18 protein-coding genes are annotated in these 25,587 nt (G+C 73.7%); 5 read left to right on the top strand and 13 right to left on the bottom strand.

Features of this window, described 5'->3' with window-relative positions; all coding sequences use genetic code 11:
• Positions 1-73: 73 nt before the first annotated feature.
• From GRQ65_RS16450 to GRQ65_RS16435, 4 genes are all read right to left on the bottom strand, one after another.
• Positions 74-2,536: a GcvT family protein gene (locus tag GRQ65_RS16450; protein ID WP_160879062.1), complete on the bottom strand. Its 2,463-nt coding sequence runs from the start codon at positions 2,534-2,536 to the stop codon at positions 74-76.
• 38 nt (positions 2,537-2,574) lie between these two features.
• Positions 2,575-4,095, bottom strand: coding sequence for an APC family permease (locus GRQ65_RS16445; RefSeq protein WP_160879061.1), 1,521 nt, complete (start codon positions 4,093-4,095; stop codon positions 2,575-2,577).
• A gap of 45 nt (positions 4,096-4,140) precedes the next feature.
• On the bottom strand, positions 4,141-5,067 hold the full coding sequence (locus GRQ65_RS16440; protein WP_337191800.1) for a phosphotransferase: 927 nt from the start codon (positions 5,065-5,067) through the stop codon (positions 4,141-4,143).
• 141 nt (positions 5,068-5,208) lie between these two features.
• Positions 5,209-7,656, bottom strand: coding sequence for a GcvT family protein (locus GRQ65_RS16435; RefSeq protein ID WP_160879059.1), 2,448 nt, complete (start codon positions 7,654-7,656; stop codon positions 5,209-5,211).
• A gap of 77 nt (positions 7,657-7,733) precedes the next feature.
• Between GRQ65_RS16435 and GRQ65_RS16430 the strand changes: the two genes are divergently transcribed.
• Entirely contained in the window at positions 7,734-8,426 is a 693-nt protein-coding gene (locus GRQ65_RS16430) for an HAD-IA family hydrolase (protein WP_160879058.1), read from the top strand.
• Positions 8,427-8,591: 165 nt separating this feature from the next.
• On the opposite strand, the gene GRQ65_RS16425 is transcribed toward GRQ65_RS16430, so the two are convergent.
• Positions 8,592-9,398, bottom strand: coding sequence for a UTRA domain-containing protein (locus GRQ65_RS16425; RefSeq protein WP_160879057.1), 807 nt, complete (start codon positions 9,396-9,398; stop codon positions 8,592-8,594).
• Between the two features lie 150 nt (positions 9,399-9,548).
• Between GRQ65_RS16425 and GRQ65_RS16420 the strand changes: the two genes are divergently transcribed.
• Positions 9,549-9,815, top strand: a complete 267-nt coding sequence (locus GRQ65_RS16420; RefSeq protein WP_202388227.1) for a GlsB/YeaQ/YmgE family stress response membrane protein — start codon at positions 9,549-9,551, stop codon at positions 9,813-9,815.
• A 108-nt stretch (positions 9,816-9,923) separates the two neighbouring features.
• Here the strand turns inward: GRQ65_RS16420 and GRQ65_RS16415 are convergent, their stop codons facing one another.
• The 6 genes from GRQ65_RS16415 to GRQ65_RS16390 all read right to left on the bottom strand — a co-directional run bounded on the left by GRQ65_RS16415 (position 9,924) and on the right by GRQ65_RS16390 (position 18,254).
• On the bottom strand, positions 9,924-11,246 hold the full coding sequence (locus tag GRQ65_RS16415) for a hemolysin family protein (protein WP_337191798.1): 1,323 nt from the start codon (positions 11,244-11,246) through the stop codon (positions 9,924-9,926).
• 126 nt (positions 11,247-11,372) lie between these two features.
• Positions 11,373-11,585: a hypothetical protein gene (locus tag GRQ65_RS16410; protein WP_160879056.1), complete on the bottom strand. Its 213-nt coding sequence runs from the start codon at positions 11,583-11,585 to the stop codon at positions 11,373-11,375.
• Positions 11,586-11,648: 63 nt separating this feature from the next.
• Positions 11,649-15,065, bottom strand: a complete 3,417-nt coding sequence (locus tag GRQ65_RS16405) for an error-prone DNA polymerase (protein WP_160879055.1) — start codon at positions 15,063-15,065, stop codon at positions 11,649-11,651.
• A gap of 25 nt (positions 15,066-15,090) precedes the next feature.
• On the bottom strand, positions 15,091-16,641 hold the full coding sequence (locus GRQ65_RS16400; RefSeq protein WP_160879054.1) for a DNA polymerase Y family protein: 1,551 nt from the start codon (positions 16,639-16,641) through the stop codon (positions 15,091-15,093).
• A gap of 31 nt (positions 16,642-16,672) precedes the next feature.
• Entirely contained in the window at positions 16,673-17,353 is a 681-nt protein-coding gene (gene imuA' / locus GRQ65_RS16395; RefSeq protein WP_160879053.1) for a DnaE2-dependent mutagenesis accessory factor ImuA', read from the bottom strand.
• A gap of 109 nt (positions 17,354-17,462) precedes the next feature.
• The gene (locus tag GRQ65_RS16390) at positions 17,463-18,254 is read right to left on the bottom strand and encodes an acyl-CoA thioesterase domain-containing protein (protein ID WP_160879052.1); all 792 of its coding nucleotides are present in this window, start codon (positions 18,252-18,254) and stop codon (positions 17,463-17,465) included.
• 378 nt (positions 18,255-18,632) lie between these two features.
• Here GRQ65_RS16390 and GRQ65_RS16385 point away from each other — a divergent pair, with 378 nt between their 5' ends.
• The gene (locus GRQ65_RS16385) at positions 18,633-18,953 is read left to right on the top strand and encodes a hypothetical protein (protein WP_160879051.1); all 321 of its coding nucleotides are present in this window, start codon (positions 18,633-18,635) and stop codon (positions 18,951-18,953) included.
• A gap of 93 nt (positions 18,954-19,046) precedes the next feature.
• Here GRQ65_RS16385 and GRQ65_RS16380 read toward each other — a convergent pair whose 3' ends face one another.
• Both GRQ65_RS16380 and GRQ65_RS16375 read right to left on the bottom strand, forming a co-directional pair.
• Positions 19,047-19,286 carry a DUF6458 family protein gene (locus tag GRQ65_RS16380; protein WP_160879050.1) on the bottom strand — a complete coding sequence of 80 codons (240 nt, stop codon included), beginning with the start codon at positions 19,284-19,286 and terminating at the stop codon, positions 19,047-19,049.
• Positions 19,287-19,538: 252 nt separating this feature from the next.
• A complete protein-coding gene (locus GRQ65_RS16375; protein ID WP_160879049.1) occupies positions 19,539-20,432 on the bottom strand; it encodes a hypothetical protein in 894 nt (297 codons plus the stop codon).
• Positions 20,433-20,534: 102 nt separating this feature from the next.
• Here GRQ65_RS16375 and GRQ65_RS16370 point away from each other — a divergent pair, with 102 nt between their 5' ends.
• Together GRQ65_RS16370 and GRQ65_RS16365 are read left to right on the top strand one after the other, a co-directional pair.
• Positions 20,535-21,194 carry an RNA polymerase sigma factor gene (locus GRQ65_RS16370; protein WP_160879048.1) on the top strand — a complete coding sequence of 220 codons (660 nt, stop codon included), beginning with the start codon at positions 20,535-20,537 and terminating at the stop codon, positions 21,192-21,194.
• Between the two features lie 400 nt (positions 21,195-21,594).
• On the top strand, positions 21,595-25,401 hold the full coding sequence (locus tag GRQ65_RS16365) for a SpoIIE family protein phosphatase (RefSeq protein WP_160879047.1): 3,807 nt from the start codon (positions 21,595-21,597) through the stop codon (positions 25,399-25,401).
• Positions 25,402-25,587 lie beyond the last annotated feature (186 nt).

Below are 25,587 nucleotides of genomic sequence, written 5' to 3'. Positions count from 1 at the left end.
CCCACCACAGGCCGCCGCCAGGGTTGACAGCCCATAGGAGCGTCAGGACTCCGTCCTTCCTCAACCACCCTGGCTAGCGGATCCGGGCGTTGTCCGGGTCGTAGAGCGGGCGGGTGGTGACGGAGACCGGGAAGACCTCGCCGCCGACGTCGACGCTGTAGTCGCCGCTGCGCACCTGTGCGAGGGTGACCGGCTCGTCGTCGCCCGACCAGACCCAGGCGGTGCCGACGCAGGCGCCGGTGGTCTCGCCCCAGGCGGCGGAGACCACCTGGCCCGCGGCCGCGCCGTCGCGCAGCAGCAGCTCGCCGCCCCACAGCATCGGCTCGGGGGTGTCGACGGCGAACGACACGAGGCGCCGTCGTACGCCGTCCGCCCGGGCCTTCTCGAGCGCCGCGCGGCCGAGGAAGTCGATGTCGGTGCCGAGCTTGCAGGCGAAGGTGAGCCCGGCCTCGACGGGGCTGGTGTCGGGGGTGAGTTCGCGGCCGAAGGCGCGGTAGCCCTTCTCCAGGCGCAGCGACTCGATGGCGTAGTAGCCACCGCGACGCACGCCGAGGTCGGCGCCGGCGCGCATCAGGTCCTCGTGGACGCCGACCGCGAACTCCGCCGGCACGTAGAGCTCCCAGCCGAGCTCGCCGACGTAGGTGATGCGCGTGGCGCGGACGGTGGCGTAGCCGATCGGGACCACCTGGCTGGTCGAGAACGGGAACGCCTCGTCGCCGAGGTCCGCGGTCGTGAGCCGCGACAGCAGCTCGCGCGAGCGCGGCCCCATCACGCCCAGGACGGCGTACGCCGAGGTCGCGTCGAAGACCGTCACGTCGAGGCCCTCGGGCACGTGGCGGCGGATGTGGTGCAGGTCCCGCACGGTGGTCGCAGCGCTCGCGACGACCAGGAACTCCTCGTCGCCGGTGCGGGTGATCGTCACGTCGGACTCGTAGGTGCCGCGCGCGTTGAGCATGCCGGTGTAGACGGTGCGCCCCACCGGCACCGCGACGTCGGCGGTGCACAGCCACTGCAGCGCAGCCTCCGCGCCGGCCCCCGTGACGACGTACTTGGAGAAGGAGGTCTGGTCGAAGACGGTCACACCAGTGCGGGTGCTGGTCTGCTCGGCGGCCGACCAGGGCAGCCAGTTCTGCTTGCCCCAGGAGTACTCGATGACCGGCTCCTCGCCGGCGGGGGCGAAGAAGTTGGGCCGTTCCCAGCCCATCCGGCTGCCGAAGTCGGCCCCCGCGGCCTCGAGCAGGTGGTGCACCGGCGAGCGGCGGAACGGGCGTGCGGTGGTCATCTCGCGGTTGGGCCACGGGATCTCGTAGTGCAGGCCCAGGATCTCGCTGACCCGGTCGCGCAGCCAGGCGACGTTGCCGTTGAACGGCGCGAAGCGGCGGATGTCGACCGAGGTCAGGTCGCTGGTCGCCTCCCCCTCCACGATCCACTCCGCCAGGGCGCGTCCGGCCCCGCCGGCGCAGGCGATGCCGACGGAGTTGAGCCCGGCGCCGACGAAGAAGCCGGCGACCTCGGGGGCCTCGCCGAGGAGGAACTGGTTGTCGGGCGTGAAGCTCTCGGGGCCGTTGTAGAACTTGCGGATGCCGGTGGTGTGAAGCGTCGGGATGCGGTGCAGCGCGCTGTCCATCAGCACCGAGAAGTGGTCCCAGTCCTCCTCGAGCAGCGAGAACTCGAAGGGGTGCGGCAGCTCGTGCGGCGAGACCCACGGCTTGGCCTCCGGCTCGAAGCCACCGACGACGAGGCCGCCCACCTCCTCCTTGAAGTAGGTGTAGCCGTCGGGGTCGCGCAGCACCGGCAGGTCGGTGTGCACGCCCGCGAACGGTTCGGTCACGACGTAGAAGTGCTCCGCGGAGTGCAGCGGCACGGTGACCCCGGCCATCGCGCCGACGGCGGCGGCCCACTGGCCCGCGCAGTTGACGACCACCTCGGCCTCGACGTCGCCCTGGTCGGTCTCGACGCCGGTCACCCGTCCGCCCTCGGTGCGCACGCCGGTGACCCGGACCCGCTCGCGGATGGTCGCGCCGCGCATCCGGGCGCCCTTGGCCAGCGAGCCGGTGAGGTCGGTCGGGTTGGCCTTGCCGTCGCCGGGCAGCCAGATCGCGCCGAGCACGTCGTCGACCTGCATGACCGGGTAGCGCTCGAGCGCCTCCTGCGGCGAGAGCAGGTGGCACTCCATGCCGTACGCCGCCGCGGTGGCCGCCGTACGCCGCAGCTGGGTCATCCGGGCCTCGGTGCGCGCGACAGTCACGCCGCCGCACTGCTTGTAGCCCGCCGAGAGTCCGGTCTCGGCCTCGAGCTCGCCGTAGAGCTGGACGGAGTACTGCACCAGTCGGGTCCCGCTCTCCGAGGCGCGCAGCTGGCCGACGAGCCCGGCCGCGTGCCACGTGGTGCCGCACGAGAGCTGGCCCTGCTCGAGCAGCAGCACGTCGGTCCAGCCCAGCTTGGTGAGGTGGTAGGCGACGCTGGTGCCGATCACTCCCCCGCCGATGACGACGACGCGGGCACGGTCCGGGAGGGGCTGGGACTGCTGGGACATCGGGTTCCTTGCTGGAGGGGGTGTACGGCGGAACGGGGTCAGGCGCGGTGCTGGGCGACGACGGTGACCTCACGGCCGCGCTGGGCCACGGCGTAGTAGGCGAGGCCGACGCCGACGACGACGGCCACGAAGAGCACACCGCCCCACGCCTTGCCCTCGCCGTAGACCAGCTCGCGCGGCCACAGCAGGTTGACGGCCATCAGGGTGCCGTAGGCGACGGCGACGCCGTTGACCACCAGACCCGCGGTGCGGCCCATGAAGAAGCGGCCGTCGCTGCCCTGGTCCTCGGGCCAGCCGCGCAGGCGGCGCAGCAGCACGGGCACGGTCACGAGGAGGTAGGCGACGTAGACGATCACGATCGAGACGCTGGTGATGACGAGGAAGATCGAGGAGTTGTCGATGTTGACCAGCAGCAGCGCGATCGCCACGACCCCGCTCAGCAGGGTCGGCACGACAGGCGACCCGCCCTGCTCGGAGACCGTGGACATCCGCTCGCCGAAGGGCAGCGCGTGGTCGCGGGCCATGGAGAAGGCGAGCCGGATCGCCGCGGCCTGGATGGCGAGCGTGCAGATGAAGATCGCGAAGGCGACGTCGACCAGCAGGACCTTGCCGAGCGTGGTGCCGAAGGCCTGCTCCAGCACCGACGGGAGGCCGCCGGCCCCGAGGGTGGCGAGGTCGAGCGAGTCGGCGGTCAGCAGCGCGAGGGTGAGCAGCACGAGTCCGGCGGTGCCCGCGGCGGCGAGCGCCTGCAGCAGGGCCCGGGGCGTGGTGCGCGCCGGGTTCTTGGTCTCCTCGGCCAGCGAGCCGGCGGTGTCGAAGCCGAACATGACGTAGGCCGGCATGATCGCGGCCAGCAGCAGCGGCGCGAGGATGCCGAGGTTCTCGTAGCCCGGCAGCCCCGGGCCTGCGCCCTGGGTCGTGAAGACGACACCGGGGCCGCGCTGCACGTGGAAGAGCAGCAGCACGATGATGAGCGCCACCCCGATCAGCTCGGCGGCCACGCCGACGTTGTTGATCATCGCCATGATCCGGATGCCGAGCAGGTTGACGACGGTCGTCAGCACGATCGTGCTGCTGCCGAGGATCACGGCGTTGCGCGCGGGGTCGTCGACGATCGTGAACACGTCGGAGATCTGCGGCAGCACGACCTGCATCGCCACCGACACGGCGGCGACCGTCACGACGGTGCCGATCATCATCGTCCAGCCGGCCAGCCAGGAGCCGGCGCGGCTGCTCATCTTCTTCGACCACTGGTAGACCGACCCGGCGATCGGGTAGCGCGCCGACAGCTCGGCGAAGACGAGCGCCACGCAGAACTGCCCGGCCAGCACCACCAGCCACGACCAGAACAGCACCGGGCCGCCGAAGCCGTAGCCGAAGCCGAACAGCTGGAACATGCCGGTCAGGATCGAGATGTAGCTGAACCCGGCGGCGAAGGAGCTGAAGCCGCCGAGGCTGCGGTGCAGCCGGCGGGTGTAGCCGTGCTCGGCGAGCTCGGCGTCGTCGTGGGCGTGCTCGGCGGCGGTGCCGACCCCCGGTGAGGTGCGTTCGGTCGTCATGGATGCTCCTGGGTCGCGTCGGTGTGGCGTCGGTGTGGCGTGCCGTCAGTCCGAGACCTGGACGTCGTGGAGGAGGCGCTCGAAGTCGGCGCCGTTCAGCTCGGAGAGGGCGAGCTCGTGCCGCTCGAGCGCCCACTCCCAGAAGTCGAAGTCGAGCGGGCTGACCGCGCTCTGGATCGCGCCCCACAGCGTCCAGCCGTACTGCCCGAGGGTGCCGAGGAGGCGGGCCCGGGCGAGCTTGTCGGGCCGCGGGCCGCCGTAGTAGCAGGTCACCAGCTCCTCGAGCTGGTCGAGGTCGAGGCGGCACTCCATCCAGATGTTGCCGAGCTCGAAGCAGGCGTCGTTGTTGCCGGAGTACTCGTAGTCGATCAGCCAGACCTGCTCGCCGTCGTCGACGAAGTTCTCGGCGAGCAGGTCGTTGTTGCACGGCACCGTGGGCTCCGCGAGCGTGCGCAGCGCGACGCACATCCGGTCGATGCGCTCGGCCTGGTCGAGGTAGCCGTCGGGGATGCGGTAGCCCTCGCGCCGGACCGTGCGGAGGTAGCCCGCCTGACGCTCGAACATGTCGAAGTCGCTGACGAAGCGCGGCCCCGCGTGCAGGCGCCGGCACGACTCCGCGACCCGCGGCAGCATGCCGTCCGCCCGCAGGTCCTGGCGTCCGAGGGTGCGGCCGGGGATGAACCCGACGACCAGCACCCCCAGGTCGGGGCGGTAGTCGAGCACCGGAGCACCGACGCCCGCCTCCTCGGCGGCCCGGCTGTTGAGGTGCTCGGCGTCGCGGTCGATCTCGAGCGCGTTGCCGCTCAGGTCGGTGCAGCGGGCCACGAAGACGCCGTCGGGGGTGGTGACCTTGACGTTGCGGTTGGTCAGGCCGCCCGAGAGCTCCTCGACGGTGCGCGGGCGGCCCGCCAGCGACGGGACGGTGTCGAAGACCGCGTCGAGCTCGGCGTGGCTCATCGAGAAGCAGGACACGTGGTCTCCCCCATCGCCCGGCGGCCAGCGCGGCGCGGCCACGTCGTCGTGGCGCCCGCGCTGGGCAACGTGAACGGCACCCTAACGGCGACCATCACTAAGGTCTAGACCCAACGGCGGGTGTCCCACGGTCAGCGCGCGTCACGACCGGACCCGCTCGCCGGCCGGGTCGTAGAGCGGCCGCAGGTGTCGGCGCGCCGGGAACCGGCGGCCCATCACTTCGACCTCGAAGTCCCCCTCCGGCTCGCCCTCGCCCTGGTCCCCCGCCACGGAGGCGGGGAGGTACGCCGAGAACACGAAGCGCCCGACCGTGTGGCCGAACCCTGCGCTGCGCACCGTCGCGAGGGTGCCGCTGGCGGTGTGGGCGAGCAGCTCACCGCCGTGCATGACCAGCTCGCCGAGGTCGTCCGGGTCCGCGCTGAACCAGCACAGCCGCCGGGTCGGGCCCGCGTCGCGGATGGCCCGCAGCGCGGGTCCGGCGAGCAGCTCGGGCTTGTCGGGTCGTACGGCGAACGCCAGGCCCGCGGCGTACGGGTCGTCGTCGGAGCGGATGTCGCCGGCCCAGGCCAGGAACTGCTTCTCCAGGCGCAGCGTCTCGACCGCGCGGTAGCCGACGTCGGCGATGCGGTGCGGCTCCCCCGCCTCCAGCAGCTGGTCGTAGAGGCCACGGACGTACTCCGTCGGCACGTGCAGCTCCCAGCCCAGCTCGCCGACGTACGTCGCGCGCAGCGCCAGGGCCGGCGCCCAGCCGACGTCGACGTGGCGGGCCGTCATGTAGCGGAACCCGTCTGCGGAGAAGTCGGAGGCGCTCAGGGAGGTCAGCACGTCGCGTGAACGCGGACCGCAGACGTTGAGCACGCCGTAGGCCGACGAGACGTCCTCGATCGTCACGCTGCCGTCGTCGGGGGCGTGCTGGAGCAGGAAGGTCACGTCGTGGCGACCGAACGCACTGCCCGTGACGACGTAGAACCGCTCCGAGCCGAGTCGCGTGACCGTGACGTCGGCCTCGATGCCGCCGCGCTGGTTGAGCAGCTGGGTGTAGACGATGCGGCCGACCGCGACGTCGAGCTGACCGCCGGCAACCCGCTGCAGCAGCGCGAGCGCGCCGGGTCCGCGCACCTCGAGCTTGGTGAAGGAGCTCTGGTCCACGACGCCGACGGCCTCGCGCACCGCGGCGTGCTCGGCCGCGACCCGCTCCCAGGCCTCGCCGCGCCCGAACGTCGGCTCCTCCTCACGGTCGACCTCGCCGGGGGTGAACCACTGCGCCCGCTCGTAGCCGAACTTCGAGCCGAACACCGCGCCGCGCTCGCGCAGGCGGTCCCACACGGCGCTGCGCCGCTGGCCGCGCGGCGGGTGGCTGGGCCGGTTCGGGAAGGCGATGTCGTAGTAGTGGCCGTAGGACTCGACCGAGAGCCGGTCGAGGACGAACGGGACGTTGTGGGGCGAGCCGAAGCGACGGACGTCGAAGGGCCACAGGTCCAGGCCCGGGTCGCCGTCGACGATCCACGCCGCCATCGCCTCACCGGCCCCGCCGGCCGCCGCGATGCCGGCCGAGAAGCCGCAGCAGTGGAAGAGGTTGTCGAGGTCCTCGGTCAGTCCCATGATCGGCTCGGCGTCCGGCGAGAACGGGATGGGGCCGTTGACCCAGGTCTGGATGCCGAGCTCGCCGAAGATCGGCACCCGGTGGGCGGCACCCTCGGCCAGCCCCTCGAAGCGGTCGTGGTCCGGCTCGAACAGCTCCGGTCCGAGCTCGCGCGGGATGGTGCGCCAGCAGGCGCGTGTGCCCTCCTCCCAGCCGCCGATGACGAGCGCGCCGGCCTCCGGCTTGAGGTAGAAGCGCGCGTCGGGGTCGCGGAACGTCGGCAGGTCGCGCGGAACCTCGGGCGTCTTCTCCGTGACGACGTACTGGTGCTCGACGGCGTTGACCGCGACGTCGACGCCGGCGAGGCGCGCGGTCTCGGCGCCCCACATGCCGGTCGCGTTGACGGCGACGTCGCACTCGATGCGGCCCTGGTCGGTGACGACCGCGGTGACCCGGCGCCCCGCGCGCTCGATGGACTCCACCCGGCAGTTCTGCACGATGCGCACGCCCGCGGCCCGCGCGCCGGCGGCAAAGGAATGGGTGAGCTGGCTCGGGTCGACGTAGCCGTCCGTCGGTGTCCACGTCGCGCCGTGGACGCCGTCGAGCTCGAGCAGCGGGAACAGCTCGCGCGCCTCGCCCGGCGAGACGAGGTGGACGTCGAAGCCGTAGCTCTTGCCCTGGGTGCAGACCCGCTGCAGCTCCTGCCAGCGCTCCGGGCTCGAGGCGACCCGGACGCCGCCGACCTCACGCCACCCGGTGGCGTAGCCGGTCTCCTCCTCGAGGGTGCGGTAGGTCTCGACGCTGCGCCGCATCAGCTGCGTGAGGTTGCTGCTGCTGCGCAGCTGACCGACGAGCCCGGCGGCGTGCCAGGTGCTGCCGTGGGTGAGCGAACGGCGCTCGACGAGCGTGACGTCGGTGCGCCCGCGCCGGGCGAGGTGGTAGGCGATGCTGACGCCGACGACGCCCCCGCCGATGATGACGATCTCGCTGCGGTCCGGAACGGCCATGGCGGCAGCATGACGCGCCTGAACCCAAAAGACTAGACCATTGACGTCGGGGTTCCGAGATGGTCGACTGTGGCCCCGTGAGCCCACCCCTGACCGAGGTCGGCCTCGGGTCCTCCCCTGTGCCCGGGGCCGCCGACCTCGCGCGGGGGTGGGCCACCCGGCCCGGCCGCGCAGTGCTGTTCGACTTCAACGGCACGCTGTCGGACGACGAGCCGATCATCGAGGCGGTCTACGCCGAGCTCTTCGCGGAGCACCTCGGCTGGCAGCTCACGTCGTCGGAGTACGCCGTGCGGCTCGTCGGCCTGAGCGACCGCGAGATCGTCACGCGGGTCGTGGCCGAGCACGGCACCGGCGACCCCGCGCTGGTCGAGCGGCTGCTCGCCGTGCGTGGCGAGCGCTACCGCGAGGTCGTGGCCGTCCGCTCACCGATCGGGTCCGGTGCCCGCGCCCTGGTGAGGCGGCTCCACTCGGCCGGGGTGCCGATGGCGGTCGTGACGGGAGCCCAGCGCGCGGACGTCGAGACGGTGCTCGCCCGCAGCGAGGTCGGCCCCTACCTCCGCGGCGTCGTCGCCGAAGAGGACGTCAGCCGCGGCAAGCCCGATCCCGAGGGGTTCCTGCTCGGCGCCGCGCTGCTCGAACGCTCCCCCGCCGACGTCCTCGTCTTCGAGGACTCCGCGCCCGGGGCCGAGGCCGCCGCCCGCGCCGGTATGGCCTGCATCCGGGTCACCCGCCCGCTCGACGTCGACCTGCTCCAGGGCACCGGGATCTGAGCGACTGGCTCGGAGCGTCGACGTGGTGGTTTCGAGACAGGACTTCGTCCTTCCTCAACCACCGTGTCGAAGGTTGAGGCCACGGTGGTCGAGGACGTCGCGCTCTGCCACGGTGGTTGAAGAAGTCGCGCTGGCGACTGTCTCGAAACCACACCCCCGCGCGCCTCAGACCGGCTCGGCCTCGGTGAGCGTGCCGTGGTCGACGTGGGTGCGCAGCACGATGCGGGTGCGGTCGGGGCGGAAGTGGTCGCGCGAGTGCTCGACGGGGACCCCCGCCTCGTCGTACGACGTGCGGACGACGAGCAGCAGGACGGCGTCGACGGCGACGTTGAGCAGCTCCGCCTGCTGGGCCGTGGCCTTGATCGGCTCGATGACCTCGTCGGCGGAGTGGGGCCGGCGGGCGTACTCGCGCTCCATGGTGGAGTAGATCGAGTCGGTCAGGTCGTGGGTCAGCAGGCCCGGGAACGGGCCGGCGGGCAGGTAGGTCTCCTCGAGCGCGACCGGCTCACCGTTGCCCGAGCGCACGCGGATGACCTCGTGCACCTGCTCACCGCGCTTGAGCCCGAGCGCGGCGCGGACGTCGGCGGACGGCGTACGGGTGGCGGCGCGGACGACGTGGGCCCCGGCCTCGACGTGGGCGCGCCGCATCTGCTCGGTGAAGCCCGGCAGCCCGGCCAGGGTGAAGTCGACCTTGGGCTCGGTCACGAAGTTGCCACCGAAGCGGCCGCGTCGGCGTTCGAGCAGCCCCTTGGACTCCAGACCGGCCAGCGCCTGGCGCAGGGTCATCCGGCTGACGCCGAGAGCCGCCGCCACCTGCACCTCCGCGGGCAGCCGGTCGCCGGAGCGGAGCCGGCGCGAGGCGATCAGCCGCTCGAGCCAGTAGGCGATGCGCACGTGGCCCGGCAGGTCGTGGGCCTCGGAGAGGTCGGGCGGCGAGGCGAAGACCTCGTCCTCGACCGTCAGCGTCCGCACCCGGCGATGGTAGTCACACGCCCACCGGGCACACGCGCGCTGCGAGCATCGGGTCTGGCGCCACACCCCGTCGGCAACGATCCGGCAACGATCAGAGCAGAACTGCGCCCGTGGTGCGGGAGGGGCGCACGAGGTGGGTACCTCGTGGGCATGGCAATCATCGGTTTTCTCGTGTTCGGTCTCGTCGTCGGCGCCCTCGCGCGCCTCATCAAGCCTGGTCACCAGGCCCTGGGGATCGTCGGCACGCTGGTGCTCGGTGTCGTCGGCTCCCTCATCGGCGGCATCGTCGCCTCCGCGCTCGGTACGGGTGACATCTTCGAGCTCAACATCCTCGGCGCCGTCGTCGCGATCATCGCGGCCGTGCTGCTGATCGGTGTCGTCGAGGGCGTCATGGGCAAGCAGAAGGCCGTGCGCTGATCCACCTCCACCACCGCTCCTGACCGGAGCGCCACGCACGACGGCCCGTGCCCCCTCGAGGGGCACGGGCCGTCGTCGTACGTCGGGGTACGTCGAGGGGCGTGGACGTCAGCCGGTGGGCTCCGGGGCCGGCTCGGCCTCGGGGTCCACCGCACGGGTGACGGTCACCTCGGTGACCCGGCGGCCCTGCATCTCGCTGACCTCGATCGCGGACTCCTCGAAGGCGACGACGTCACCCTCCTCGGGGACGCGGCCGAGCTGGGCGATGAGGTAGCCCGCGACGGTCTCGTAGTCACCGTCGGGCAGCTCGACGCCCGTGCGCTCGGCGAAGTCCTCGATGCTGAGGCCGCCGGAGACGGTGTGCGAGCCGACGGTCTCGGCCAGGTCGACCGGCTCGTCGTCGTACTCGTCGCGGATCTCGCCGACGATCTCCTCGACGAGGTCCTCCAGCGTGACGATGCCGTTGGTGCCGCCGTACTCGTCGACGACGACGGCGAGGTGCACACCGGTCTGGCGCATCATCGAGGCGGCCGGCAGCACGTTGTTGGTGTCGGGCAGCACCAGCACCTCGCGCTGGATGTCGCCGACGGTGCGCGGGTCGTCGGGTGCGATGCCGATGAGGTCGCGCGCGTGCAGGAAGCCGACGATCGTGTCGAAGGAGCCGTCCATCACCGGGTAGCGCGAGTAGGGCTGCTCGCGCACGAACGCCACCGCCTCGGCGATCGGCATCGACCGGTCGACGAAGACCACCTCGACGCGCGGGCGCATCACCTCGCGCAGCGTGCTCTTGGTCGCGGCGAACACGTCGCTGAGGATCCTACGCTCCTCCTCGCCGAGCCCCTCGTGGCTGGTGACCATGCTGTGCAGCTCCTCGCTGCTGACCTCCTCGCCGGAGACCTTCGGGTCGCCGCCGAGCAGGCGCACCAGGGCGTTGGTCGAGATCGAGAGCGTCCAGATGACCGGCCGCATCACGACCGCGAAGCGGTCGAGCACCGGCGCCGTGACCAGCGCGAGCTGTGCCGAGCGCTGCAGCGCCAGCCGCTTGGGGACCAGCTCGCCCAGCACCAGCGACAGGTAGGCGATGACGAGGGTCATCACCACCAGGGCCACGGCCTCCGCGGCGTCGTCGCCGAGTCCGAGGTCGGCGAGGTACGGCGCCACGTCGGGCGCCAGAGTCGAGCCGCCGTAGGCCGCGGAGAAGAAGCCGGCGACGGTCACGCCGATCTGCACCGCCGCGAGGAAGCGGTTGGGGTCGCGGGCGACCTGCGCCACGCGGGCGCCGCGGGCGCCGCGGCGCTCGATCTGCGAGATCTGACTGTCACGCAGCGAGACGAGCGCGATCTCCGTGGCGGCGAAGACCCCGCCGACCAGCACGAAGACGACGACCAGACCGAGGTTCCAGAAGAACTCTGCGTCGATTCCACCGTTCACCGTTCACCCCCGTGAGTGCTCGAGAGTGAACGGCTGGGCCTTCGTGGTCGGTCCATGGCGCAGAGCCTAGCGAGCCGACCCTGGCCTCACCCAGCCGTGGAGAGCGGGTGTGCCGAAGGTCGCGGACTACCGATGGTCGCGCAGGGCGAGAGCGGCGACGAGGGCGATCGCGGTGACCATCAGCCCGATGCCGACGACAGGACCGAGGGTGCCGGCGACGTCGTCGCGGATCAGCCCGACCACCACGCCGACCACGGCGAGGACGACGACCGCGACTCCGAGCCACCCCAGCGTGAACGAGACCGGGCCGCTGCGGGGGTCGCTCGAGGTGGGGGCCACGCCCCGTGGTGCCCAGAAGGAGCCCTCCTCACACTCACTCTGTCACCTGGACTCGTGACGGGCTCAGCGGAAGTCGCGCGAGGACGCCCGCGCCTGCAGCACGGCGCCGGCGCCCGGCACGACCACGTCGATGCCCTGCACCTTGTCGGCGATCAGGTTGACCGCCCCCTCCTCGCGCTCGAGGATGCCGCGCACCACGACCGCCACCCGGTTGCGGGCCGCCTGGCGGTGGGCCTTCATCACCCCGACCGAGCAGACGACGTTGAGCATGCCGGTCTCGTCCTCGAGGTTGAGGAACGTCGTGCCCTGGGCGGTGCCGGGCCGCTGGCGGTGGGTGATCAGCCCGGCGACGTGGACGCGCCGGTTGGGCTCCATGCGCTGGAGGTCGGCGACCGAGGCGATGCCGGCGCGGGTCAGCTCGTCGCGCAGGTGCTCGACCGGGTGCCGCTCCGGCGAGATGCGGGTGGCCCACAGGTCGGCCAGCGTCAGCTCGACCTCGCTCATCCCCGGCAGCGTCGGTGGCGGTGGTGCCGGGGTCGTGCCGGCCAGCTGGTCGGGGCTCTCGGCCGCGCCCGCGAGCCACAGCGCCTCGCGGCGCGCCAGCCCGAGGCCGTCGAACGCCCCGGCCGTCGCGAGCGCCTCGAGCTGGGCGGTGTTCAGCCGGGCGCGCCGCGACAGGTCGGTGACGTCGGCGAACGGCGCTTCCTCGCGGGCGGCCACGATCCGCTGGGCGACGTCGAGACCGATGCCGCGCACCGAGTCGAGGCCGAGCCGCACCGCGTGGTGGCCGTCGCGCCGGTGGGTGAGCGTCGGGTCGGGGGTGCCGGCGCGCCACTCGGTGCGCGTGAAGTGCGGGGTGCGGCACTCGGCCGGCCCGGTCGCCACGGGCCGTGAGCCGGCGTCGAGGAGCTCGAGGTCGGCCTGGGCCTGCGAGCAGGTCAGGTCGGGCCGGCGCACGACGACACCGTGGCGGCGTGCGTCGGCCGTGAGCGACTGCGGGGAGTAGAAGCCCATCGGCTGGTTGCGCAGCAGCCCCGCCAGGAACGCCGCCGGGTAGTGCAGCTTGAACCACGAGCTGGCGTAGACGAGGAGCGCGAAGCTGAGCGAGTGCGACTCGGCGAAGCCGAAGTTGGCGAAGGACAGGATCTTGACGTAGATCGCGTCGGCGACGTCGCCGACCAGGCCGCGCCGCTCCATGCCGGCGTAGAGCTTCTGCTTGATGCTCTCGATCCGCTCGACCCCGCGCTTGGAGCCCATCGCGCGACGCAGCAGGTCGGCGTCGTCGCGCGAGCAGTCACCCAGGGCGACGGCCATCGCCATCAGCTGCTCCTGGAACAGCGGCACGCCGCGGGTGCGCTCGAGGACCGGGATCAGGTCGGGGTGCTCGTATGTCACCGGCTCGACGCCGGTGGCGCGACGGACGTAGGGGTGCACCGCGCCGCCCTGGATCGGTCCGGGGCGGATGAGCGCGATCTCGATGGCCAGGTCGTAGAACTCGCGTGGGCGCAGCCGCGGCAGGGTGCCGATCTGGGCGCGGCTCTCGACCTGGAACACCCCGACCGAGTCGGCGCGGCAGAGCATGTCGTAGACCGCCGGCTCCTCCTTCGGCATCGTCGACAGCGTCCACGACTCCCCCGTGTGCTCGGCCGCCAGGCGCATCATGTGGTCGAGCGCACCGAGCATGCCGAGGCCGAGCAGGTCGAACTTCACCAGCCCCATCGACTCGCAGGCGTCCTTGTCCCACTGCAGGACGGTGCGCCGGTCCATCCGGCCGCGCTCGATGGGGCAGACCTCGCCGATCGGGCGCTCGGTGATGACCATGCCGCCGGAGTGGATGCCGAGGTGGCGCGGCGCGCCCATCAGCTGCTCGGCGAGCGCGACCACCGGCGCGGGGACCTCGTGGGCGTCGGCGTCGCCCGCGTCGCCCGTGACCACGGCCTTCCAGCCGTCGATCTGCTTCGACCAGGCGTCCTGCTGGCCCTGGGAGTGGCCGAGCGCCTTCGCGGCGTCGCGCACCGCCATCCGGGGGCGGTAGCTGATGACGTTGGCGACCTGGGCGGCGTTGTGGCGGCCGTAGGTGTCGTAGACCCACTGGATGACCTCCTCGCGCCGGTCGGAGTCGAAGTCGACGTCGATGTCGGGCTCCTCGTCGCGGTGCGCGGAGATGAAGCGCTCGAACGGCAGCCGGTAGTAGACGGCGTCGACCGCCGTGATGCCGAGGGCGTAGCAGATCGCCGAGCTGGCCGCCGAGCCCCGGCCCTGGCACAGGATCCCCTGGCTGCGGGCGAAGTCGACGATGTCGTGGACGATGACGAAGTAGCCGGCGAAGTCCTTCTCGCTCACCACCCGCAGCTCGCCCTCGATGCGGCTGCGCGCGACCTCGGCGTGGGGCATCGGGGCGTAGCGCTCCTCGAAGCCGCGCCAGACCAGCTCGCGCAGCCAGCTGTCGGCGGTGTGCCCCTCGGGGATGCGGTGCTTGGGCAGGCGCGGCGAGGCCTTGCGCAGGTCGAAGGCGAGCTCGTCGGCGAGCTCCACGCTGTAGGGCACCGCCGAGGGCCAGCGCCGCAGGGCCGCGGCGACCTCGTCGCCGCTGCGCAGGTGGGCGGTGCCCGCGAGGTCGAGCCAGCCGTCCATGTCGGCGAGGCTGCGACGAGCCCGGACCGCGGCCATCGCCGAGGCGAGCCGGGCCGAGTCGGGGGTGGCGTGGTGGACGTTGCCCGCGGCGAGCAGCGGCAGGCCGTGGGCGCGGGCCAGGTCGGCGAGCAGCGCGTTGGTCTCGTCGGTCTCGGGGTGCGGGCTCGGCGACAGCTCGACGACGACGTGGTCGAGGCCGAACAGCCCGGTCAGCCGGTCGAGCTCCTCGGCCGCGGCGCGTGGCCCCCGGTCGGCCAGCGCGGCCCGCACCGTGCCCTTGCGGCAGCCGGTGAGCACCACCCAGTGCCCGCGGCCGCGCTCGGCCAGCTCGTCGAGGTCGTAGACCGGCCGCCCCTTCTCGTCGCCGCGCAGGTGGGCCTCCGTCATCGCCGCGGCGAGCCGGTGGTAGCCCTCGACCCCGCGGGCCAGCACCAGCAGGTGGCGCCCCTCGGGGTCGGGTACGCCGTTCTGCGGGGCGGGGAGACCCAGCGAGAGCTCGGCGCCGTAGACCGTGCGCAGCGTGTGGCCGGAGTGGGCCGCGGCCGCCTCCGCCAGCATCGGTGCGCCGTAGAAGCCGTCGTGGTCGGTGAGCGCGAGGCCGTGCAGCCCCAGCCGCACCGCCTCGTCGACCAGCTCCGAGGGCGAGGACGCCCCGTCGAGGAAGCTGTAGTGGCTGTGGCAGTGCAGCTCGGCGTAGGGAGTGGTCGCGCCCGGCTCGGGCAGCACCGAGCGCTCCTCGGGTCGGTGCCGCTTGCGCCGCGAGACCGGGGCGTCGTCGGCGCCGGGCAGCCCGGAGAGCCGGCGCTCGAGCTCCTTCCAGGAGACCGGGGGGTTGTTCCAGCCCATCAGTCGGCTCCCATCTCGACGCCCATCAGTCGTAGCCCGCCTCGACGCGCCAGCCCTGGGGGCCGCAGAGCATCAGCCAGGCCCGTCCGTCGACGCCGACGACCTGGAACCGGGCCGAGCGACCGGGCCCACCCGCCCACCACGACTCGTCGACCGGCCACGGGCCGGCCCAGGCGGCGACCGGGTGCCAGCCGCCGTCGAGCCGGAAGCGGGCGGGCTCGCCGGTGACGGCACCGCGCTCGGTCACCGCGACGCTGCGCCCCACCCCGTCGCACACCTCGGTCTCGGGGGGCTCGGCGAAGACCCGGCACGGCGCCGGACCGGGCACCCGGCCGGGCCACGGCCGCTCGAGCGGGCGCAGCGCGCTCGCGCGCTCGCCCCACGGCACGCTGGCCTGGCGCTCGGCCGGGCCGCGCCCGCCCTGCAGGACCGGACGGGTCACCGCGTCGAAGCCGATCATCGCCTGCACCCGCGCGACCCCGCGCTCGACGAGCTCCTCACCGGAGCCGCCCCACAGTCCCTCGGTGTGGGCGGCCGCGGGCTCCACCACCTCCGGCACGAACCGCACCCGCTCCACCGGCGCGCGCACCGCCCCGGCGTCGTGGCGCGAACGCAGCGAGCCGCTCGACTGCAGCTGCCAGTGCACGCGGTCGACGACGTCGCGCGGGGAGAAGTAGCGCGGGTGCAGCCAGGTGCGGGCCGAGGCGACCACGCCGTCGTGCTCGGCCTCGACCCGCACCCCGGTGGCCACCAGCTGGCGCGAGGCGAGGTCGGAGATCAGCCGCTCGGCGCTCGTGCGGACGCTGAAGCAGATCGCCTCGACCGAGTCGAGCGGCGGCTCGAAGGCCACCTCGACGGCGAGGTCGGGCGGTGGGGTGCGCGGCGCGATCCGGCTCGGCTCCTCCCCGCGCGCCTGGTGCCAGATGCGGGTGCCGTAGACGCCGAAGCGCTGCTGCACCGAGCCGGCGGGCAGCGCCGCGAGGTCGCCGAGGGTGTGGAACCCGAGCCGGCGCATCAGGCTCACCGCCTCGCGCCCCTGCGCCCCGTCGGCCTCGAGCACCTCGATCGGGAGCGCCCGCAGGTAGGCCGCGGAACCACCGGCCTCCACGAGCTCGCAGCCCTGGACCGGCGCCCGGCGGGCCGCCTGCTCGGCCGTGAACAGGTCGTCGGCGATCCCGGTGCGGCAGTCACGCACCCCCGCCTCGACCAGGGTCTCCGCGAGCACGGCGGCGGCGTTGGCCTCGCCGCCGAAGTAGCGCCCGGGCGCCCGGACGGCCAGCAGCCCCGGGCGCAGCAGCGCGACACCGGGACGCAGCGCCTCGACCGTCTCGACGACGGGCTCGAACCACCGGGCGTCGCGGTCGGGGTTGGCGTCGAGGACCAGCAGCTCGGGACAGCGCGCCTGGGCGTCACGACGGCGCTGCCCACGCCGGACCCCCTCCGCGCGGGCGGCGGCGTTGCACACCTCGACCACGCCCGCGGTCAGCACGGCCGCCGGCAGGCCCGGGGGCTGCTCGGCCTCCTGCAGCGCGGCCACCACCGACCAGTCGGGGCACCAGAGCACCAGCAGTCTCATCGTGAGCCCACCCCGGCTCTCGTCCCGGCCCTCACCCGGACCGCCGCCGCGACACCGTCTCGTCCCGGTGCGAGACCTGCTCGGACACCAGGCGGACCTCGAGCCGCTCGCCGGGGAACTCGACCTCGGCGCGCACGGGCGGAGCCGTGCCGCGGCGTACGGCGAGGCGCACCCGGCGGCTGCGCAGCCGGCCCTGGCCGTGGTCGGGACCGCTCCAGCGGGCGTCCTCGAGGCTCACCCGGGCCTCGCAGCGTGGCCAGTCGCCCCAGACCACGAGCACCGCGGATCGCTTGCGCAACCGGGCGTCGAGCACCCCGGCCGAGCGGGCGTCGACCCGTGCGGGCGGACGCAGCACGACCACCTTGAGCACGTCGACGAGCGCCGCGGTGACCTCGAGCCAGTGCTCGCCGGCCTCGGGCACCACGACGGTGCGGGCCAGGTCGACCCCGAGCCCGGCCGCCGCCTCCGCGCCGAAGTCGGGCCAGCCGACGTAGCCCACCCACTCCCCCGCCTGCGAGGCCCCGGCGCTCAGCGCGAGGGCGAGCGAGGCCGAGTCGACGCCGTAGCTGCCGCCCGTGCGCAGCGACACCAGCTCCGAGAGCGCCGGGAGCACCGGCACCGGCAGCCGCGTCGGTCCGCCCTCCATCGCGCTGACCCGCTCGCGCAGCTGGTCGAGCACCGACCGCGCGGGGTCCAGGGTGGAGGTGGTCACCCACCCATCTTCGAACACTTGTTCGAACAGATCAAGGTGGACTGCACAGGACGCTCAGTCGCCGCCACCGTACGTCGACCCGCGGCGTGCACGAGGCGCCGGGTCGGCGTCAGGGGCGCACGGTCAGCGCCTGGGCGACGGTGCCGAGCGGGCCCGTCTCGTCGTGCAGCACGGCGCTGGTGACGCCCGCGCCGGTCGGCCCGAAGGCCACGCGGGTGTCGAAGCCCAGCCACTCCCCCTCCGACTCGCGCAGCAGGTGCGCCGTGAGGTCGACGTTGGGGAACGCCACCAGGGCGGGGTCGGCACGCACCGTCATGCCGTTGACGATGTCGAGCAGGCCGGCGCGCGCCGCGAGGGTGCTCACGCGTTCGCCGGGCTCGAGCCCGGACAGCAGCGGCACCGGGGTGCGCACCCAGAACACCGCTCGCCCCGGCTCGACCTGCTCACGCCGCACCTCGACCGACTCGATGAACCCGCCCGGCCAGACCGTGGTCGGGTCCCACGCAGGGGTGTCGTCGGGCCCCGGCACCGCGTCGTACGGCGCGGCCGCGATCGAGCCGGTGTCGTCGCGCCGCACCAGCCACGTCCGCAGCGTGGCGACGGTCCGGGAGGTGTCGCCCGCCGAGCGCAGCTCGGCCTCGACGAGCTCGACGGTGCGCCCGGCCCGCACGACGCGCACCGCCGTGGCGACCTCCTCGATCGGCACCGTGCCCCAGATGTCGTAGGACAGCCGAGCGGTCACGAGCCGGTCCTCGCCGCGGCGGGCGAGGTGGTCGCGCTCGACCACGTGGGCGAGCAGCCCCAGCGCCGGCGCGATGTGCTGCTCGTCGGCGCGCCAGGCGCCGCCGACCTCCGGTCCGGGGAGGTACGTCGCGACGCCGGTGCGGTGGAAGTAGGCCACACCCCACCGTACGGACGGGCGCGGGGCGCCGAGACGCGCACGGGTGGTCTCGACCACATCCGGGCCGCACCCGTGACCTCGGCGCGATCCGACCGTTGGAGGGTTCGGCGTCGGGCTGGGGGGTCAGTCCGGCGCTCCCGTGGGGGATGTCGCCAGTCTGGGCTCGGGACCGGGCTGGCGACATCGAGCGGTCCTTCTCACGCGCCGCACCGCGGTCGGCGCAGGTGACAAACTCGGGTCGGCTCGACTCGTGCGCCTGAGAACGAGCCCGAGCCCGCTCCTGGGCACACGGCCTGAGTAAGGCGAGCTGCCGACCGCGACCGGTCGAGGCGGGTACTGGCGGCCTGCACCGCACTCGGCGGTGCAGGAGGAGGACCCATGTCGAAGCTGAAGCTCCTGATCGCCTTCGCGGCCGGCTACGTCGCCGGCGCGGCGGCCGGCCGCCAGCGCTACGAGCAGATCAAGGCCAACGCCCGTCGCGTCGCGGAGAACCCCCGCGTGCAGTCGGCCGCCCAGAGGGCGAGCGACACCGTCGCCGAGAAGGCGCCCGTCGTGGCCGCCGCGGTCAGGGACGGCGCGGTCTCGGCCGCCGGCACGGTGAGCGAGAAGGTGAGCGAAAAGGTGGGCAGCGGGTCCACCGACGCCACGTCGGAGGAGGCCCAGCCGCCCGCGCCACCCACCGCGCCGCCGATCAGCTGAGCAGCACGGAAGAGCGAGCACGCGGCGTCGCCCGGGTCGCCGGACCCGGTGACGCCGCGTGCTCTGTTCGAGGCGCGGAGGTGAGCGGTCGGCTCAGTACTCCGTGCGGCGCTCGCTGACGGTCTGCGTGCCGTCGGCGTGCATGGTGGTGGCGGTGCTGCGGACGCCGCGCGAGCGGTTCCACGTGACCGCGGTGAGGACGATGACCGCGAGGCCGACGAGGGCCATGATCCAGCCGATCATCGTGAGGTCGACACCGCTGACGGTGTCCTGGACGGCCAGCGCGAGCGCGAGACCGACGACGAGAAGAAAAGCGCCCAAGCCGTAACCCATGACTGAACCTCCGTGTGAGAGCGTCCCCCGACGCGAACCCGGACGGGCCCACACGACGGTGCCCGCGCCGTTCGCACACCAAACCCAGGACGCGGCCGGAGGCCGCCCGGTCCAGCGCAGCGCGTCGGACGGGGAGTCGGACCCCACGTGGAGAAGGAGTGTCGCGGGACCCGACGGACGGACCCGTCGGGGGGAGGTGCGGCCGCAGGCCCCGCGACACCCAGCACGACATGTCGCGAGGCGAGCGGGGCGTTACACCGAGCTGGGCGCCTTCTCCGCGGCGTTCGGCCCGCGTCCGTTGCCACCGCCGTTGCCACCGCCGTTGCCACTGCCGTTGCCGCTGCCGCCGTGCCCGGCGGCGCCGCCCTGGTCCTGACCGGGCGCACCGGTCGTGCCCGCCTGCGGCGGTCGGCCACCGTCGGCGGCCTGACTCGGCTGGCCGGCCTGCGACGGCTGAGCGGCCTGCGTCGGCTTGGGCGGGTGGGTGGGCTTGGGCGGCTTCGTCGGCTGCGCGGAGGTCGTCGAGCTGGGTCCTCGACCGGGCGTCTCCTGGTCCGACCGACCGTCGTCGGACTGCTCGCCGTCCGACTGCGCGTCGTCGGACTGCGGCGGTGTCGGCTGGTCGGTCGGCGGAGGCGGCAGGTAGGTCGGCGGCCCCGGTGCGGGCTGGTCGTCGTGCCCGGACGAGTGCTGCGAGGGCAACGAGGGGCTGCTCGGCCCGGGACTCGCGACGTACGTCGACCCGGGGGCCGACGGGTCGCTCGACGACGGCGCGTCCGACGGGGAGGGCGAGGACGACGGGTCCAGCGAGCCCGGCCCCGTGGGACTCGCCGGTGCGCTCGAGTCGGGTGACCACGGCGGCGACCAGGAGGGAGACCAGGACGGGGACCAGGAGCTCAGGCCGGCGGCGGCGGCGACCCCGCCGACGCCGATCGCGGCCGTCGCCGCGACGGCGACCACGGCGACCCGAGCCCGGCGGCGTGCACTCACCACCGGACCCGGCGCCGACGAGGCGTCCGCCGCTGCGGTGCGGGCGACCTCGGCCAGGCGTGCGGTCACGTCCTCGTCCGACGCCGGGCGCCCGAGGTCGGCGCGCAGCGAGCGCGCGACCTCCCGGCGCGACGGGCGTGACCAGGGCGACCTCACGCCTCCATCATGTCGTCAGCGGTCCACATCGTTACGCTCGCCACCGGACGCGACCGTCGGGGCGGGGCGCGCCCCGACCCGACCTCGGCACCAGGAGCCCACATGGCGCACGGCCCCAGCGGCCCTGACGCCTCCGGCGACCCCCTCGACCCAGGTGCCGCCGACCCCACCGCCGTCGTCTCCGCGGCACGGCGCGGCGAGCAGGACGCGTGGCGCGAGCTGTACTCCCGCCACGCCCGGCGACTGACGATCTGGCTGCACTCGGTGCCGCTGCCGGACGCGGCCGCGTCACCCGACGACATCGCCTCCGAGGCCTGGCTCACCGCCGCGGCCAAGATCGGCACCTTCACCGGCGACGACGACGAGTTCGCGCCGTGGCTGTTCACGATCGCGCGCAACCACGCCTCCAACACCCGGCGCACGGCCCTGCGGCGGCGTACGGACCCCGTCGCCGTCGGCCACGACGACTCGGCTCCGCTGTTCGCCACGGGCGACGCGGTCGACCCGGGCGACGCGGTCGCGCAGGTCGACGCCCAGGACCGCACCCGGCGGCTGCTGGCCCGGCTCAGCCCTCGCGAGGCGGAGGTCGTCGCGTGCATCGACGTGGTCGGGCTCGACGTCGCCGCGACGGCTCAGGCCCTGGGCATGCGACCGACCGCGGTCCGCGTCGCCCGGCACCGCGCCCTGGGCCGCCTGCGCACCCTCGTGGGCCACGACCCGCACGACACCACCGACGAGACTCCCGACGAGTCGTCCTCCTGAGGGGCGGACGGCGTCCACCGGGCCCGACGCTCGATCCCCGCGCGATCCCCGCGCGTGCCCCTGGAGGCCGTCGCGAAACATCGACGGCTCCCGACAGGTGTGCGAACGGCGAGACGGGGAAACGAGTGTGGTGGCGGAGGGCGCGCTGCGACCTCTCGTCGGGTGCAGCGGTGGCGACGGCTCGGGTCGACGTCCGCGCGAGGTCCTGGGGAGGACGCGCGGGCGGGGCACGGTCCGATCGGCGTACGCGCCCGGCGGGCGCGGTCGCAGGCGGGTCGTGGGCACGGGCGAGGAGGGACCAGTGGGCGTGGCCGGTCGGGGGACGGGTTCAGGCGCAGCGGAGGACGAGGGAGCGGCACCGGCGACCCAGGCGGACCGCCGGACCGGGCCGGGTCGCACCATGCGGGAGACGTTCGCGTCGAGCGGGCGGGTCGGCGCTGACCTGCTCGAGGTCGACTGGGACGCGACACCGCTGGGCGACCCCGAGTCGTGGCCCGTCAGCCTCAAGAACACCATCCGGATCATGCTCACGTCGAAGTTCTCGATGTGGATGGGCTGGGGCGAGCAGCTGACGTTCTTCTGCAACGACGCCTACCGCCGCGACACCCTCGGCACGAAGTACCCCTGGGCGCTGGGGCGCCCGGCCTCGGAGGTCTGGTCCGAGATCTGGGCCGACATCGAGCCCCGGGTCGAGCGGGTGATGGCGACCGGCGAGGCGACCTGGGACGAGTCGCTGCTGCTGTTCCTCGAGCGCTCGGGCTACGTCGAGGAGACCTACCACACGTTCTCCTACAGCCCGCTGGCCGACGACCAGGGCGCGGTGGCCGGACTGTTCTGCGTCGTCACCGAGGACACCCAGCAGGTCGTCGCGACGAGCCGGATGGCGACGCTGCGCGACCTCGGCATCCGCATCGGCGCCGCGCGCGACGAGCAGGCAGCCGTCACCGAGGCCTGCCAGCAGCTCGCCCTCGACGACCGCTCGCTCCCGTTCGCGCTGGTCTACCTCTTCGACGCCGCCGGCGAGCGGGCGTGGCGGGCCGGCACCGCGGGGGTCTCCCCCGACCACCCGATCGCCCCGGCGACGCTGAGCACCGACCCCGCACAGGCGGGCCCCGGGGACCCCTGGCCGGCGGCGGAGCTGTGGGACGGCGCGCCGAAGGTGGTCGACCTGCCCGCGGACCCCGACCTCCCGCGCGGCGCCTGGCCCGAGCCGCCGCGCCAGGCCTACGTCGTGCCGATCGCCCAGGCCGCCGCCGACCACCCCTACGGCTTCCTCGTGGTCGGGCTCAACCGCTACCGGCCCTTCGACGACGCCTACCGCGACTTCGTCGAGCTCGTCGCGGGCCACCTGTCCGCCGCCGTGTCGGACGCCCGCGCCATCGAGGCGGAGCGCGAGCGCGCCGAGTCGCTGACCCGCCTCGACCAGGCCAAGTCCGACTTCTTCGCCAACGTCAGCCACGAGCTGCGCACGCCGCTGACCCTGCTGCTCGGTCCCGCCGAGGACGCGCTCACCGACCGGACCACTCCCCTGCCGCCGCCGCAGGAGCGCCGGGTGGCCACGATCGCGCGCAACGGCCAGCGGATGCTGCAGCTGGTCAACACCCTGCTCGACTTCTCCCGCCTCGAGTCCGGACGCGGCCGAGCGTCGTACCGCCGCACCGACGTCGCCCGCCTCAGCGCCGAGCTGGCCTCGATGTTCGTCTCGGCCGCGGAGCGCGCCGGGCTCGAGCTGCGCATCGAGTGCGACCGGTCGGTCGAGGCGTACGTCGACCGCGACCAGTGGTCGAAGATCGTGCTCAACCTGGTCTCCAACGCCCTCAAGTTCACCTTCGAGGGGGCCGTCACGGTCCGGGTCTCAGAGGAGGACGGGCGGGCGGTGCTGCGGGTCTCCGACACCGGCACCGGCGTACCCGAGGCGGACCTGCCCCGCCTCTTCGAGCGCTTCCACCGGGTCCACGGCTCCCGCTCGCGCACCCACGAGGGCTCGGGCATCGGTCTCGCGCTCGTCGACGAGCTCGTGCGCGGCCACGGCGGCACGGTGTCCGCGGCCAGCACGCTGGGCGAGGGCTCGACGTTCACCGTCAGCCTGCCCAGCGGCTCCGAGCACCTGCCGCCGGACGAGGTCGAGCCCGACGGTCCGGCGGACGACGAGCTGGCGGTCGCCGAGGACGGGCAGACCCGGGGGCTGGTCGACCAGACCCTGAGCTGGCTGCCGGGCGACGACGGCGGCGACGACGCACCGGACCGGCCGGACACCGCGGCGCCCGCCGAGACCGCCCGCGTGCTGGTCGTCGACGACAACTCCGACATGCGCGCCTACATCGGCGAACTGCTGCGACCGGACTACGACGTGCAGGTCGCCACCGACGGCCTCGAGGCGCTGGAGGCGATGGCCCAGCGGGTGCCGGACCTCGTGCTGAGCGACGTGATGATGCCGCGCCTCGACGGCTTCGGGCTGCTGCGCCGGATGCGCGACGACCCCGTCCTGGCCACCGTGCCGCTCATCATGCTGTCGGCGCGCGCCGGCGAGGAGGGCACCCTGGAGGGGCTCGAGGCCGGCGCGACCGACTACCTCGCCAAGCCGTTCTCGGCTCGCGAGCTGCTGGCCCGGGTGCGGGTGCACCTCGAGCTCGACCGCGAGCAGCGGCTGCGCCACGTGCTCGAGCAGAGCCAGGAGCTGCTCGACCAGGCGCAGCGCCTGGCGCGCGTCGGCAGCTGGGAGATCGACCTCGAGCGCGACACGATCACCGCCTCGCCGGTCTTCTACGAGCTCATGCAGATGACCCCCGCGGAGATGGACGAGCTCGGCACCACCCGGGTCATCGCCTCCCTGGTCCACCCCGACGACCTCGACGACGTCTACCGCCAGCTGGGCTCGGCGGTGCCGGGTGAGGTCGTCGAGTACGAGACCCGCGTCGTGCCCCGCGACGGCCGGACGCGGCTGTTCCACCTGCGCGGCGAGGTCGTGGTCGACCGGGGCGAGACGCGGGTGCTGCGCGGGTCGTTCCAGGACGTCACCGAGCAGCGGGCCACCCAGCGGCGGCTCGTGAGCGCCGAGGCCGAGCGCGAGTCGGCCGCCCGTGAGCGCCGGATCGCCGAGCAGCTGCAGGCGAGCCTGCTGCCCGTGCGCGACTTCGACCTCGACGCGCTCGAGGTGGCGACCTTCTACCGCGCCGGCGTCGAGGGCACCCAGGTCGGCGGCGACTGGTACGACGTGATCCGGCTCGGCGCGGGGCGCACGGCGTTCGTCATCGGCGACGTGATGGGCCGCGGCGTGCCCGCGGCCGCGGTGATGGGTCAGCTGCGCGCCGCCGTCCGCGCGTACGCCACGCTCGACCTGCCGCCCGCCGAGGTCCTCGAGCACCTCGACCGGCTCGTGCAGGACCTCGGCGGCAGCCAGATCGTCACCTCGGTCTACGCCGTCCACGACAGCGTCCGGCGCACGCTGACCTACGCCAACGCCGGGCACCTGCCCCCTCTCCTGGTGCGCCGCGGCGAGGTCAGCATCGCCGCGGAGGTCGAGCCGACCGGGCCGCCGCTCGGTGCGGGCTACTTCGGTGCCGGCGAGGAGAGCCTCGACCTGGAGGTCGACGACGTGGTCGTGCTCTACACCGACGGGCTGGTCGAACGCCGTGGCAGCGACCTGTTCGCCGGCATCGACCGGCTCGCCTCGATGGTGCGCGCGCACCTCGACACCCCGCTGCAGGAGCTCCCTGCGACGCTCGCCGGCGAGCTGCTCGACGGCGACGCCGACGACGACATCGCGCTGGTGCTCGTGCGCACTGTCGAGACGGCGGGCCACAGCATGCACCTGCGGCTCGCGCAGGTCGACAGCGCCGTCGCCACCGCCCGCCGCGCCGTGCGCGACCAGCTGCGGGACTGGGGCGCTCGCCAAGCGACGATCGACGACCTCGTGCTGGTCACCAGCGAGCTCGTCACCAACGCACTCGTGCACGCACGCCCCCCGGTCGACCTGCGCCTGCGCCGCTCCGGCGACGACGTCGTGCTCGAGGTCGAGGACCACGCCCTGCTCCGCCCGCGGCGCCGGCGCGCCCACGACGACGACGAGGGCGGGCGCGGGCTCAACATCGTGCAGATCCTGGTGCGCGACTGGGGCACCCGCTCCACCGAGACCAGCAAGACCGTGTGGTGCTCCGTGCGCCTCGACGACCCCGTCCTGCCCGTCCTGCCCCCGCCGCCGGACTGAGCGCGGCGGGCGGCGGGCGGCGTGCGACGGCGGCGGTGCCCCAGCAACCTCCCGTGCCCGCCAGACGGTTGCTCAGGCACCGCCACCCGGTCCGCGAGCGCGCCCACATCCGGCAGGGACCGCACCCGACCCCGAGCACGACGTGACGACCGTCTCGCGGACCGCGTCGCCGGCTGTTCACCTGGA

The organism is Nocardioides flavescens (assembly GCF_009823805.1).
Taxonomy (GTDB): Bacteria; Actinomycetota; Actinomycetes; order Propionibacteriales; family Nocardioidaceae; genus Nocardioides; species Nocardioides flavescens.
The sequence above is the reverse complement of the archived record's forward strand: the minus strand, read 5'-3'. Positions and strand labels throughout refer to the sequence as shown.